Here is a 13,593-nt window from a genome sequence, read left to right as displayed (position 1 = left end):
GCCCGATCAACTTTTGGCAGAAAGCAGGATCGAGGGCCGGCTCCCCCCAAGCGGGGTGAACAAGGCCGTCGGGTGACGCACGAGCAGACGGACCAGCTCGGCCTGGCTGTGCGTACGGGTCTTGTGAAAGACCGACTTGATGTGATGCCGGGCAGTTTCCGCCGCTATGCCAAGCCGGGCGGCGGCAGCCTTGAGCGTTCTGGTTTCGACCAGCATCACGGCGAGGCGCGCCTCACTGCGCGTCAGGCCATAGTGGGCGACCAGCACATCCGCTTCGGGGCTGTTCGATTGCTCCGGGTCGCCCAGCACGAGGACCGCGGCGGCGGGACGCCCGCCGACCTGGCTCCACTCCGCCGGTGCAGGGGCCACGATGGCGGCCAGCGGTTGCTCTGCTTTCCTGCGTTCGATACGCAGGACGGCCGGCGCGAAGTCGGGACCGCTCTCGAGAAGCGAAGCGACGAAGGCCGGGAAGTCTCGTACGCCCGCGATATTGATGCTGCTGCCGAGGGACCAGATGCCGTCGCCATTGGTCAGCAGCTCGCCCGCCAGGTCGTTGACAGCCAGGCTCTGCCCCTCCTCATCGAGAAGCACGAGGCCGTACGGGCTGTGCTCGAAAAGGTTCTTGCGCGGCGGGGCCGAACGCTCGCCGGCCAGTCGCAATGCGCGCCGCATATGCGGGATCAACCCCTCGATCGCCTCGATTTCCTCGGGTGAGAACGGCGCTTGGTCGACGGTGCGCACGAGGCTGAAGAACGCCACGCGCCCGCGAGTCTGCGGCACCAGGGCCAGCACCAGGTGGTTGAGCCGCGCTTCCACCAGGAAGGTGCGATAGTGCTCTGAGAGCGCGTGCTCGTTGCTTTCCGCCAGGCGCTGGATCACCGCGATGCGGCCGCGGGGCAGCCGCCAGGTGCGCTCCATCAGCTGGTCGTTGCTCGGATCCGGATACCAGGAGCTGGGCAGCGCGCCCCAGCTATGCTCCTGCCCGAGGGGGCGGCCACTGCCGCTATCGGGAACATCGGTCATCAGGTTGGCTTGTTCGACGTCGAACACAGACGCCGTGGCCGCCAGGAAGCTCTCCCAACTGCCGCCTTCTGCCGCGTCGTAGGCCAGATCGGTCAGCCTGCTGAGCTGTGTGATGAGCGTCATGAATTCCTGCCTCTTGCGGGCGAAACCTATCAACGGGCTTGAAATCGGGTCAATGCCGCCAGAAGTCACACATAGCCAGCGATCGTGCGCGACCAGCGAGGCGCCTGTTGACGGGGTGGAAGCCCCCTGTTGTAGGCTGTGGCGAATCCAGGAGATGCCGAGACATGACCGATCGTCCCGAGCCGTCTCCTGCCCCTCGCAAAGGCAGCATCGTCGATCTGCTGCGCCCCTATTGGCCCTGGATCGCCGGGCTGGTGCTGCTGACCATCGGCGCGAACAGCCTCAACCTTGTCGGGCCGCGCATCATCGCGGCTGCCATCGACGGCATCGGGTCCTCCAACCTTTCGTTGAGTCGCGTCGTTATCGAGTTCAGCGCGCTGGCCGCAGGCATATTCGTCCTCGCCTATGGGCAAGCGGTCTTCCAGACCTTTACCTCCGAACGGGTGGCGCGCGACCTGCGGACGAGGCTCGTCGGCAAGATCGCCTCGCAGGATTTCGCCTATGTGCAGCGCACGTCCCCTGCCCGGCTGCTGACCAACCTCACCTCGGACGTGGATGCGATAAAGTCCTTCGTGTCGCAGGCCATCGCCTCGATCGTTTCGTCGTTCTTCCTGATCGTGGGCGCGAGCACGCTGCTGCTGCTCCTGAACTGGCGGCTGGCGCTGGTGGTGCTCTGCGTGGTGCCCGTTATCGCGGTCACCTTCTATTACGTGCTGGGGCGAGTGCGGAAACTCTTCCGCAAGTCTCAGGAGGCCATCGACTGGCTCAACCGGGTGATCAACGAGTCCATCCTGGGCTCCTCGCTCATTCGTCTTCTCAACTCGCAGGCGGTCGAATACGACAAGTTCCTGGCCGCCAATGGGCAGGCCATGAGCATCGGCATGTCGATCCTGAGGCTCTTTGCGGCCCTGATCCCGGTGATCACCTTCTGCACCAACCTCGCCACCCTCGCCATCGTGGCCCTGGGCGGGCATTTCGTCATCTCGGGTGCCATGACGCTGGGCGACTTCACCGCCTTTAATGCCTATCTCTCCATCCTCATCTTCCCCATCCTTGTGATCGGTTTCATGAGCAACGTGGTGGCGCAGGCCACCGCCTCCTACGACCGGATCGTCGGAGTGCTAGAAGCGCCCGAGCCGCGTGCGGCCGGAACGCTGGTTACCGAAATCAGCGGCGATGTCGCCGCGACCGGCCTCACCGTCCGTTACGGGCAGCATGTCGTGCTCGATGACGTGAGCCTTGTCGCCCCAGCGGGGACGCGCACGGCGGTGATCGGGCCGACCGCGGCGGGCAAGACGCAGTTGCTCTTTGCCATTACCGGGCTCATCACGCCCGAGGCCGGCACCGTCACCTATGACGGTGTCCCGATAGAGGCCTATGACAAGCAGTCCCTGCACCAGCAGGTCGGGCTGGTCTTCCAGGACAGCGTCATGTTCAACCTGACGCTGCGCGAGAACATCGCCTTCTCAAAGACCGTCGATGACGCCAGCCTCGCCAAGGCGATCGCTACGGCCGAACTGCACGATTTCATCGCTACCCTACCCCTCGGCCTCGACACCGTGATCTCGGAGCGCGGCACCTCGCTCTCGGGCGGCCAGAAGCAGCGCATCATGCTCGCCCGGGCGCTGGCGCTCGACCCGAAGGTGCTGCTGCTCGATGACTTCACGGCCCGCGTCGATGCCCGGACCGAGCGGCGCATCCTGGCCAATGTGCGGGCCAACTACCCGGGCATCACCCTGATTTCGGTCACCCAGAAGATCGCGCCGGTGGAGGATTTCGACCAGATCGTCCTGCTCATGGAGGGCAAGCTTCTCGCCAGCGGCACTCATCGGGACCTCCTCGCCAGTTCACCGGAATACGTCCAGATCTATTCCTCCCAGCAGAGCACCCAGGACTATGAGCTACAAGCTTAATACCAGCGGTGCGAGCACCTCGACCGAGTCGATCTGGGTTTCCCTGGGCCGGCTGCTGCCGCTGCTGAAAGGCGAAGGGCGCGTGATCGCGCTCGCGTTCGGCGCCATCCTCCTCACTTCGGCCACCACGCTGTCGACCCCGCTGATCATCAGCCACATCGTGGACAGTTTCATCGCGGCGGGCGACTATCGCGGGCTCTTCACCTGGTCGGGCCTGCTGCTGGTGGTCTTCCTCGTGGGACTGGGCTCCGGCTACACGCAGACGCGCACCATGGGCGGATTGGGCCGTCGCGTCCTCTTCAACCTACGCAATGCGCTCTTCACCAAACTCCAGGAGCTGCCCGTCGGGTTCTTCAACCAGAACCGCGCGGGCGACCTGATCTCGCGCATCAACAACGATACCGACAAGCTCAACCAGTTCTTCGCGCAGGCGCTCATGCAGTTCCTGGGCAACTCGGTGCTGATCGTGGGCGCCGGCATCCTGCTGCTCACGCTCAATCCCCGGCTCGGCGCGGCCGCTCTTGTGCCAGCCGTGCTGGTCCTGGGCGTGACCCAGCTCATCTCGGGCTGGGTGAAGCGCGCGAGCTTCAAGAGCCTCCAGACGCTGGGCAGCTTGAGCGGGGAGGTTCAGGAGAGCCTTGCCAACTTCAAGGTCATCGTCGCCTTCAACCGCCTCGACTATTTCCGCACTGCCTTTGGCCTGGCCAACGACGCCAACTACCAGGCCTCGACACGCGCGGGGGTGGCGAGCAACCTCTTCATTCCGCTCTATGGCTTGGCCTCGAACCTGGGGCAGCTGGTGGTGCTGGCCTATGGCATTACCCTGATCGGCCAGGGCGAGCTGAGCGTTGGCCTCTTGATCGGCTTCCTGCTCTACGTCAACAATTTCTACAATCCCCTCCGGCAGATCGCGACCATCTGGGCCTCGCTGCAACTGGCATTGGCCGGTCTCGACCGCATTTCCGAGGTGCTGGCGATGACTTCGGACATGAAGGTGATCGCCGCCGTACCGTCCGCTTCGGACGCCGTGCTCGCGTTCGAGGACGTATCGTTCCACTACCCGGACGGCGAGGACGTGCTGCGGTCCGTAAGCTTTGCGCTCGAGCGGGGGAAGACCTACGCCATGATCGGTCCCACCGGCGGCGGCAAGACCACTACCGCGTCCCTCATGGCCCGCCTTTTCGATCCCACGCACGGGCGGGTGATGCTCGATGGCCGCGACATCCGAAGCTTCACGCCCGAGGAGCGCGCGGCCAAGATCGGGTTCATCCTCCAGGAGCCGTTTCTCTTCACCGGCACGGTGCGCGACAACATCCGCTACGGCAATCCGGCCCTCGTTTCGGCGAGCAACGAGGAACTGACGAGCCGGCTCGATGCAGCCGGCCTTTCGCGCTTGCTGGCGCGGTTCGACAATGGGCTGGATACCGCCGTCACCTCATCGAGCGACGCGATGAGCCTGGGGCAAAAGCAGTTGGTGGCCTTCGTGCGCGCCGCCCTGCGCAATCCGGAACTGCTGATCCTCGATGAGGCGACCGCCAATATCGATACGGTCACCGAGCAATTGCTCGATGAGATCCTCGGCCAGTTGCCCAAGACCACCACCAAGGTGGTCATCGCGCACCGCCTCAACACCATCGATGACGCCGACGAAATCTTCTTCGTCAACGGTGGCGCGGTCACGCGGGCCGGCTCGATGGAGAATGCGCTCGACATGCTCATGCACGGCGCGATGACGAGCTGACGCTCCAGCGCTACTGGTGCCCCGAAAGCAACCTGCTTTCGGCCACAGAATCCAGATGATCCTGCGCCGCATGCCGCTCGGCCGGCGAGAACAGAGGCTCGAACCTGCTCTCCAGCACGAGCGCCTCGACGGAAAGTTCGGGCAGCCCCATGGCGTAGAGACGAACCAGGCCCTGCGAGACCGGTGCGGCCATCAGGGCATGGGCCACCGCGAGCCCGCCGCTATCGGCGACGTGTTCGCGGAACCTGCGTGGATAGTAGCCATGTTCCGAGCAGTGCTCGTAGACGGCCAGCATGCGTTGATGAAATTCGGCTTCAAGGGCTTCTTCGAGTGGCATCCTTGCCTCCCGCGATCAATCATCCCCCAAGGGCCGCGCCCATCAACTGACATAGGCGCGCCGAACCGCCGCGGCAATGCCCCTTTCGCTCACCCCTGCTGACGCCGCATTTCCCCCTCGGCATGGTCCTGCGCCAGGAGCCAGTCATCGAGGATCTGGTTGAAGAGCTCCGGGCGCTCGAAGGGAACGCAATGGCCGCTGCGTTCGATGACGTGCAGGTGCGAACCGGGAATGGCGGCGTGCATTTCCCGGGCGCAGTCCGGTGGCGTCGTCTGGTCGGCCTCGCCCACGATTATTAGCGTCGGGCAATCGACCATGCCGAGATTGGCCCGGGTATCGGGCCGTTCGATGATCGCGTGCTGCTGCTTGCGATAGGCGTCGAGCCCGAGCTCGGTCCAGGTCAGGAGCAGGCCCGCCCGGACCTCGGGCGCCACGGCCTCGATGTCGAGGGTGCTGTGGGCCGAACTCCTGAGCGAAGCGACCTCGATTCCCTCGCGTTCGGCCAGTGCCAGCAGGTCGCGGCGACGCGGGGTGCTGGCGGGGTCCTCGGGGCGCGCGGAGGTGCCCACCAGTATCAGGCTCGCCATGCGCCCCAAGAGGCGTGGCATCATGGCGAGAGCGATGTAGCCGCCCATCGACCAGGCAGCGAGATGGAAGCGCTCGGGCAATTGCTCGAACACCACGTCGGTCATCTCCGCGATGGTATCGCAATACTGCTGCCCCTTGGGGACGATGACCTGGCGCGAGCGGCCGAAATGCTCGAGCTGGTAAAACCATGACCGGTCGTCGGACTGGAGGCCGGGTAGCAGGACGAGCGGATCAGGCATGGACGGTCTCGAATGACTTGGTCGGGTTGGTCGGAAAGGCTTCGGCAAAGTGGCAGGCCACCTGCCGGCCGCCCTGGATAGGGCGCAGCATCGGGCGTTCGGCCGCGCACCGATCGGTGGCGTACGGGCAGCGGGTGCGGAAATGGCACCCGCTGGGTGGGTTGAGCGGGCTGGGCAGTTCGCCCTTGAGCGAGAGCGCGCCGGTTCGCGCCGCCGGCGTCGGGCTCGGCACCGCCGCAAGCAGCGTACGGGTATAGGGATGGGACGGCGCGTTGAAGATGGCGTCGGTCTCGCCCATTTCCACGATGCGACCCAGGTACATGACGGCAACCCGGTCGGCTACGTGCGAAACTACCGACATGTCGTGGGAAACGAAGACCAGCGTCAGCCCCATCTCGGCCTGAAGGCGCACGATGAGGTTGAGGATCTGCGCCTGGATGGAGACGTCGAGCGCCGAAACCGGCTCGTCCGCCACGATCAGGCGCGGCTTGAGCGCGATGGCCCGGGCAATGCCGATGCGCTGGCACTGGCCGCCCGAGAGTTCATGCGGGAACCGATCGAGGAGGTGCCGGCCCAGCCCCACCTGCCCCGCCAGTTCCTCGACGCGCGCGGCGATCTCGTCCTCGCTGCCCGTCCGGTAGTTGCGCAGCACCTCGGCGATGATGGCGCGTACCTTCATGCGCGGGTTGAGCGAGGCATAGGGATCCTGAAAGATCATCTGGAAGTTGCGGCGCGCGTCCTTGAGGGCGCGACGCCCCAACTGCGTCGGATCGATGCCGTCCATGGCCATGGTTCCGGCCGTAGGTCGTTCGAGCTGCATGATGACGCGGGCGAGCGAAGACTTGCCGCAGCCGCTTTCGCCGACCAGCCCCAGCGTCTCGCCACGGCGAACATCGAGTGTCACGTCATCGACGGCATGCAGGAACCTCTGGGGCCCGCCGAAATGGGAGCGCCCCAGCGCATAGGTCTTGCCGATCCCGCGCAACGATAGAAACGGCGTCTCGGTCATGCCCAGGCCCTCACGATGTCATGGTCCCTGATCGCCTCGAACACGGTGGTGTCTCGGATGCAGAGAGTATTGTGGCCTGCATCCACCTGTCGGGCCGGAGGCAGCGGGTTGGCACAGGCCTCATGGGCGAAGCGGCAGCGCGGTGCGAACGTGCAGCCTGGCTCGCGCTTGTCGAGGCGCGGCACCGAACCGGCGATCTCGGGCAACGGGCTGCGCCGCGCCAGCGCCCCGTGCCCGGGCAGCGATTGCAGCAGGCCGGCTGTATATCCGTGAGAGGGACGGGAGAATACACGTTCGACCGTCCCCTCCTCCACGATCCGGCCGGCATACATCACCATCATGCGGTCGGCGGTCTTGGCCACCACGCCCAGGTCATGGGTGATGAGGATGACGCTCATGCCGAGTTCGGACTTGAGCTCGCCGATCAGGTCGAGGATCTGCGCCTGGACCGTCACGTCGAGGGCCGTCGTCGGCTCGTCGGCGATGAGGATTTCCGGGTCGCAGGCCAGCGCCATGGCGATCATGACACGCTGGCGCATGCCGCCTGAAAGCTCATGCGGATAGGCCGCCAGCCGATTGCGGGCATCGGGGATGCGCACGAGATCGAGCATTTCGAGCGCCCGGGCGCGGGCAGCGGCGTTGCTGACGCCCTTGTGGCGGCGCACCACCTCGGCGATCTGCATGCCCACAGTGTGGACCGGATCGAGCGAGGTCATCGGGTCCTGGAACACCATGCCGATGCGGTTGCCGCGCAGGCGGCGCATTTCCTTCTCGCTGGCCTTGAGCAGGTCCTGTCCGCCCAGCAGGATCGAGCCGGTCGCGCGCGCCGTACCGCGCGGCAACAGTCCCATGATGGCCATGGCCGTCACGCTCTTGCCGCATCCGGATTCGCCGACGAGGCTGAGCACTTCGCCCTTGCCGAGCGCGAACGAGACCTCATCGAGGGCGTGGATGGCGCCGGCTTCGTTGACGAAAGAGAGATTGAGGCGGTCGATGGTGAGAACGGTGGTCATAGGGCGCCCCTCCGGCTCTTGCGCGGGTCGAGCGCATCGCTGAGCCGATCGCCAAGGATGTTGACCGACAGCACCAGCAGCGACAGCAGCACACCCGGATAGAGCATGAGCATGGGGTGGAGGCGGAAGACCGAGCGGGCGTCGGCCATCATGCCGCCCCAGCTCGGCACCTCCGGCGAAATACCGACGCCCAGGAAGCTCAGCACGGCCGAGGCGATGATCGCCGACGCGCAGGCATAGGTGGCCTGGACGAGGACGGGGCCCATGGTGTTGGGCAGGATATGGCGCCAGACCAGCGGCAGCCCGGAGGTGCCGATCGAGATGGCCGCCGTGACGTGCGGCTGGTTGCGTACTCCCAGCACCACCGAACGTACCAAGCGGACCATGCGCGGCACTTCGGGAATGGTGATCGCGATGATAACCGTCACCAGCCCCGCATTGAGGATCGAGGCGAAGGCGATGGCGAGCAGGATTGCCGGAATGGCCATCATGGCGTCGGTTAGGCGCATGACCACGAGGCTCCCGATGCGCGAGAGCCCCGCATAGATGCCGATGGTGACGCCCAGCACCGTGGTCAGGAACGCCACGGAGAATCCGACCAGCATGGAAATGCGGGTGCCGTAGATGGCGCGGGCGAAGACGTCGCGTCCCAGGTGGTCGCGGCCCCAGATCGCTTCGGCATCCGGTGGCGTCAGGCGGCGTGCCGGATCGATCTTGATCGGATCGCCCGCGATCAGCGGGGCGAAGACGGCGACCAGCAGCAGAGCCAGGAGAATGAGGCAGCAGATGGTGGTGGCCGGGTTGCGGCGGGCATAGCGCAGCAGGCGCGCGGCGCCGGGCTCGCGGACGGCGGCTTGAAGCATGGCCATGGGTCAGCCCTTCACGCGCGGGTCGAAGAGCGCGTAGCTCAGGTCGACAAGAATGTTGATCACGATGAGCAGGACCGAGAAGAAGAGAATGACGCCCTGCACCACCGGATAATCGCGCCGGGTGATGGCATCGACGGTGAGGCGCCCGATTCCGGGGATATTGAACACGGACTCGGTCACCACCACCCCGCCGATGAGGGTGGCGAAGCCGATGCCGATGACGGTGATCACCGGCACGCCGGCGTTCTTGAGGGCGTGGATCACGAGGATGCGCCAGGTCGAAAGTCCCTTGGCGCGGGCGGTGCGAATGTGGTTCTCGCTGAGGACTTCGAGCAGCGCCGCGCGGGTGACCCGGGCGATGAGCGCGGCGAAGACCAGCGCCAGGGCAAGCGAGGGCAGCGCGACGCTGCGCAACGTGCCCAATACGCCATCGGCAAGCGGGCTATAGCCTTGCACCGGCAGCCACTTGAGCCTGACCGAGAAGACGTAGACCAGCAGGTAGCCGATCACGAATACGGGTACCGAGAAGCCGAGCACGGCGAAAGCCATGATGGAGCGGTCGATCCAGGTGTTGGATTTCCAGGCCGCGACCACGCCGAGTGGCAGCGCGATGAGGATCGTCAGGATCAGCGTCACCGTCGCCAGCACGAAGGTGGGTTCGAGCCGCTGGGCGATGAGTCGCGTCACCGGCTGGCTCGAATAGATCGACTCGCCCAGGTCGAGCCGCACAGCGTTGCCAGCCCAGACGAAGAAGCGGACGGGGAGAGGTTCGTCCAGGCGCAGCCGCTCGCGGATGGCTTCGACCTGGGCGGGCGTCGCGTTGTCCCCGGCAATCAGCACAGCCGGATCGCCGGGTGTCACGTTGACCAGTGAGAAGATGAAGATCGCCACCAGAAGCAGGATGGGAATGGCCGAGGCAATTCGGCCGGCGATGTAGTTGAGCATTGGTGCGGTCCCCTCCCCGTCGCGGGCTGCCCGGGTGTCCGGGCAACCCGTCCAGCGGGCCTAGTCCTTGCGCTTGACGTTCCAGAAGAAGGGAACGGGGCTTTCGATGAAGCCTTCAAGGTTGCTCGCCACGCCCTGGGCGATGGAGGCCTGTCCGAGCGGCACGAACGGTACCAGATCGTAGGCAACGCGCTGCATGTCTTCTGCGAGCTGCTTCTGCTCGCCCGGGTCGGTGGTTTCGGCGAACTTGACGCGCAGGTCGCGCAGCTCGGCCGAATCCGCCCAGCCGAACCAGCCGTTGAGCCCCTGGCCGGCGACGTAGACGTTGGTCATCGGGTTGGACTGGTCGACAAAACCCCAGCCGGTGAAGAAGACGTTCCAGCCGCCCTTGTCCACCGGCTCTTTGCTGGCGCGGCGGGTGGAGACCGAAGCCCAGTCCGTCATCTGCTCATCGACCTTGAACCCGGCTTCCTGGAGCATGGGCTTGAGGACCGAATAGGCGTGGTCGTGGAACGGAATGTCGGTGACGTGCGGCAGGAAGACGGGGGTGCCGTCATAGCCGGCTTCGGCGAGCAGCGCCTTGGCCTGATCCACGTCGCGGTGAAGGATGCGATCGGTGTTGATGTCGCTCTCGAACGGCGTGCCGCAGAAGAAGACAGCCGCGCAGATCTGGTAGAGCTGCGTCTGTTCCCCGAAGATGGCCTGCATGAAGGGCGGCTGCTCGAGGGCAAGTTGCAGGGCCTGGCGGATCTTGGGATTGTCGAAGGGCGGGTTGAGGTGGTTGACCACCAGCTGGAGGCTGTTGCCCGCCTGCGGCGACACCTGGATGTGGGCCGTGTCCGAGCCGTCGAACAGCGGCAGCAGGTCGGCGCCGACGTCCTCGATCCAGTCGATCTCGCCATTGAGCAGCGCATCGACAGCCTGGGCGGAATCCGGGATGTAGCGGATTTCGACGCGGTCGAAATTGGCAACCTTGCCGCCGGCGGCCATGCTGGCCGGCTCGGGCCGCGGCACGTAGTCGGCGAACTTCTCGTAGACCGCGACGCTACCGGGCACCCATTCATCCACGACCATCTTGTAGGGGCCCGACCCGATCGGTTCCTTGACCGGATCGCTCGGATCCTGCGCGGCGAGGCGCGCGGGCATGATGAAGGGGACGTTGGACGAGATCTTGCCCAGCGCCGGCAGCACCTGCCCCCAGGGCTCGTTCATCTGCAGGACGACGGTCTTGTCATCGGCGGCGGTGAGCGAGGCGGCCTTGGAGAACAGGATCTTGCCCAGGCCGTCCACCTTTCCCCAGCGTTCGAGCGAGGCCACGACGTCGGTGGCCGTAACCGGGCTGCCGTCGTGGAACTTGAGGCCGTCACGCAGGGTGATGGTATAGGTCAACTGATCGTCCGAGAGGGTGTAACCCTCGGCCATCTGGGGCTGAACCTGATAGTTCGCATCGAGCGCAAAGAGCGTGTCGTAGATCAGGTAGGCGCTGTTGCGAATCGTGAAGTTGGTCGTGGCGATCGGGTCGACCGAATTGATGTCCCCGTTCATGCGGAGCCGCAGAACCGATTCTGCGTTGGCCCCGACCGATCCCCCCAGGACCAGGGCGGCGGCCAGCGCCACCGCGGCAAGCGATCTTACTCGCATCGTGTCTATTCTCCTCCCAGCCGCTTCGGCGGCACAAATCGTTACGCATCACCGAACCGGTTGCTACTCATAGCATTGACTTCACCGGCTTGTGCAATGCACGAAACGTTTTGCGTTTAGCCAATCTGTGGGGAGGCTGCAAGATACAAAATTCGTCAATGCCGCCGGGAAGGCTGCGTTATCGGCCGACAAACGCACATTTGGATGTTGACGAAACGATTTGCGTTGGCTTTGTGTAGCCGGCAAAAGGAGCGTCGAATTGCCGACCATCAAGGATGTGGCGCGGATCGCCAACGTATCGATCACGACCGTTTCGGCCACGCTCAACGGCACTGCCCCCGTCAGCGAGGAGCTCCAGAAGCGCGTCTGGGCCGCCGTCGAGGAGGCGGGTTACCACCCCGATCCCGTGGCGCGAAACCTGCGCAAGGGCGTTTCCACCACCATCGGGCTTATCGTCCCCGACATCGCCACCCCCTGGGCCGCCCATATCGCCAAGGCGATGCAGGCGGCGCTCTCGGCGCGCGGCTACAACATGCTGTTCGCCAGCAACGAGGACGATCCCGAGCGGGAGCTGCGCGAGATCGAGCTCTTCTCCTCCCACCGCGTCGCCGGCCTCGTCATCGCGGCCACCAGCCATGGCGACAATTATGCCGAGCGCCTCTCGGACGCCATCCGCACGCCTGCCGTGCTCGTCGACCGCATCATTCCGGGCAGCCGGTTCGATGCGGTGGCCGACGACAACCACCTGGGTGCGCAGTTGATCACGCGATACCTGCTCAAGCTCGGGCACCGCGACATCTCGTTCCTGGCTGGGCGGCCGGGGATTTCCCCGTCAGACGAGCGCCTCGAGGGGTTCCGGGCCACGATGGCCGAGGCAGGGGTATCGGTGCGCGAGGACCTGGTGCGCCGGCCGGTCTACAAGTACGACCACGCCTTTACCGCCGTGCAGCAGTTGATGACCCTGCCCTCCCCGCCCACGGCGATCGCCTGCATTAACATCGCGCAGTTGCTCGGCACGATGGCGGGGCTCAAGAACATGGGGCTGCGCGTACCCGAGGACGTATCGGTCGCCAGCTTCGATGGCTTTCATCCGGCCGAAGGCTGGAAGCCGAGCATCACCTCGCTCACCCAGGACGTCGCCGCCATCACCGCCAACGCCGCCGAACTGCTGCTGGCCCGGATCTCGGGCGAGAATGCCGGACCGCCGCGCATCGTGCGCGTGCCGCCGCGCCTGCAGGTCCGGGAATCCTGCCGCGGCCTCTAGAGCCGCTTGGTCGAGAGCACTTCGAACGTGCTGCCGATGGTGGAAACCGCCCGCTCGTAGTCTGCCAACGCCAGGCACGCGATGAGCGTGTCGATGATGGCCAGTTGCGCGATGCGGCTGGTCATGGCCTCGGTGCGGAACTGGGTCTCGCGCGCCAGCGTGTTGAGCACGATGTCGGTATAGGCCAGTAGCGGCGACTTGCCGAAATTGGTCACAGCGATGGTCGTGGCCCCTGCCTCCTTGGCGAGCCGCGTCGCCGCCAGCGTCTCGGTGGTGCTGCCCGAATGGGAGATGGTGATCACAGCCACGTCCTTGTCGGCGAGCGAGGCGGTGATGGCCTGCACGTGGCTGTCCACGCTCACCCGGCTCATGATGCCGATGCGCAGCAGCCGGTAGTTGGTGTCCTCGGCGATGGGCGCGGCGCTGCCGATGCCGAAGACTTCTACCCGCTTGGCCTTGCGGATCGTGGCGACGGCGCGCGCCATCTCGTTGCGGTCGAGGGCCTTTTGCGTATCGGTCAGCGCCTGGAGGTCGGACTGGAAGATCTTGTCGACCACGGTGCCGATATCGTCGGCGGGCGTCAGGTCCTCGTGGATGAACTGGACCGGCTGCACCAGGTCGCGGGCGAGTGCGATCTTGATCTGCTGGAAGCCGCGCGCGCCCAGCAGCTGGCAGAAGCCCACCACGCTGCCCTCGCTGGCCCCCGCGCCTTCGGCGACTTCGGTCACCGACATGTGGACGACGTCGCTGGCGTTGTTGAGGACGAAATCGGCGATGCGTCCCGCCGTGGGGGGCAGGTCGCGGCGGATCACGCGGATGCGGTCGAGCACGCCTTCGAGGCCGGTGGTGGCGGTTTGCTTGTCGTTATCGGCCATCGTTTCTCTCGCC

At 65.5% G+C, this 13,593-nt stretch carries 12 protein-coding genes; 3 read left to right on the top strand and 9 right to left on the bottom strand.

Going from position 1 to position 13,593, the window contains the following annotated elements:
• Positions 1-6: 6 nt before the first annotated feature.
• Positions 7-1,146, bottom strand: coding sequence for a helix-turn-helix transcriptional regulator (locus tag FNA67_RS08240; RefSeq protein ID WP_049704732.1), 1,140 nt, complete (start codon positions 1,144-1,146; stop codon positions 7-9).
• A gap of 164 nt (positions 1,147-1,310) precedes the next feature.
• On the opposite strand from FNA67_RS08240, the gene FNA67_RS08235 reads away from it, so the two are divergent.
• Together FNA67_RS08235 and FNA67_RS08230 are read left to right on the top strand one after the other, a co-directional pair.
• Positions 1,311-3,059: an ABC transporter ATP-binding protein gene (locus tag FNA67_RS08235; protein ID WP_147655707.1), complete on the top strand. Its 1,749-nt coding sequence runs from the start codon at positions 1,311-1,313 to the stop codon at positions 3,057-3,059.
• Positions 3,043-4,800: an ABC transporter ATP-binding protein gene (locus FNA67_RS08230; protein ID WP_147655706.1), complete on the top strand. Its 1,758-nt coding sequence runs from the start codon at positions 3,043-3,045 to the stop codon at positions 4,798-4,800. The genes FNA67_RS08235 and FNA67_RS08230 overlap by 17 nt, the downstream gene beginning before the upstream one ends.
• A gap of 10 nt (positions 4,801-4,810) precedes the next feature.
• Here FNA67_RS08230 and FNA67_RS08225 read toward each other — a convergent pair whose 3' ends face one another.
• From FNA67_RS08225 to FNA67_RS08195, 7 genes are all read right to left on the bottom strand, one after another.
• The gene (locus FNA67_RS08225; RefSeq protein ID WP_147655705.1) at positions 4,811-5,137 is read right to left on the bottom strand and encodes a hypothetical protein; all 327 of its coding nucleotides are present in this window, start codon (positions 5,135-5,137) and stop codon (positions 4,811-4,813) included.
• A gap of 89 nt (positions 5,138-5,226) precedes the next feature.
• Positions 5,227-5,964: an alpha/beta fold hydrolase gene (locus tag FNA67_RS08220; protein ID WP_147655704.1), complete on the bottom strand. Its 738-nt coding sequence runs from the start codon at positions 5,962-5,964 to the stop codon at positions 5,227-5,229.
• Complete coding sequence (locus FNA67_RS08215; protein WP_147655703.1) at positions 5,957-6,973, bottom strand: ABC transporter ATP-binding protein; 1,017 nt, start codon at positions 6,971-6,973, stop codon at positions 5,957-5,959. The genes FNA67_RS08220 and FNA67_RS08215 overlap by 8 nt, the downstream gene beginning before the upstream one ends.
• On the bottom strand, positions 6,970-7,986 hold the full coding sequence (locus tag FNA67_RS08210; protein WP_147655702.1) for an ABC transporter ATP-binding protein: 1,017 nt from the start codon (positions 7,984-7,986) through the stop codon (positions 6,970-6,972). The genes FNA67_RS08215 and FNA67_RS08210 overlap by 4 nt, the downstream gene beginning before the upstream one ends.
• Entirely contained in the window at positions 7,983-8,855 is an 873-nt protein-coding gene (locus FNA67_RS08205; protein ID WP_147655701.1) for an ABC transporter permease, read from the bottom strand. The genes FNA67_RS08210 and FNA67_RS08205 overlap by 4 nt, the downstream gene beginning before the upstream one ends.
• A gap of 3 nt (positions 8,856-8,858) precedes the next feature.
• A complete protein-coding gene (locus FNA67_RS08200) occupies positions 8,859-9,800 on the bottom strand; it encodes an ABC transporter permease (RefSeq protein WP_049704726.1) in 942 nt (313 codons plus the stop codon).
• Positions 9,801-9,860: 60 nt separating this feature from the next.
• Positions 9,861-11,441: an ABC transporter substrate-binding protein gene (locus tag FNA67_RS08195; protein ID WP_147655700.1), complete on the bottom strand. Its 1,581-nt coding sequence runs from the start codon at positions 11,439-11,441 to the stop codon at positions 9,861-9,863.
• Between the two features lie 259 nt (positions 11,442-11,700).
• On the opposite strand from FNA67_RS08195, the gene FNA67_RS08190 reads away from it, so the two are divergent.
• Positions 11,701-12,705: a LacI family DNA-binding transcriptional regulator gene (locus tag FNA67_RS08190; protein WP_049704724.1), complete on the top strand. Its 1,005-nt coding sequence runs from the start codon at positions 11,701-11,703 to the stop codon at positions 12,703-12,705.
• Here the strand turns inward: FNA67_RS08190 and FNA67_RS08185 are convergent.
• Positions 12,702-13,580 (bottom strand): MurR/RpiR family transcriptional regulator, encoded by an 879-nt coding sequence (locus FNA67_RS08185; protein ID WP_147655699.1) that lies wholly within the window; start codon positions 13,578-13,580, stop codon positions 12,702-12,704. The genes FNA67_RS08190 and FNA67_RS08185 overlap by 4 nt on opposite strands.
• Positions 13,581-13,593 lie beyond the last annotated feature (13 nt).

It is taken from the genome of Youhaiella tibetensis (assembly GCF_008000755.1).
Classification (GTDB): domain Bacteria; phylum Pseudomonadota; class Alphaproteobacteria; order Rhizobiales; family Devosiaceae; genus Paradevosia; species Paradevosia tibetensis.
This window is presented reverse-complemented; position numbering and strand designations above follow the sequence as displayed.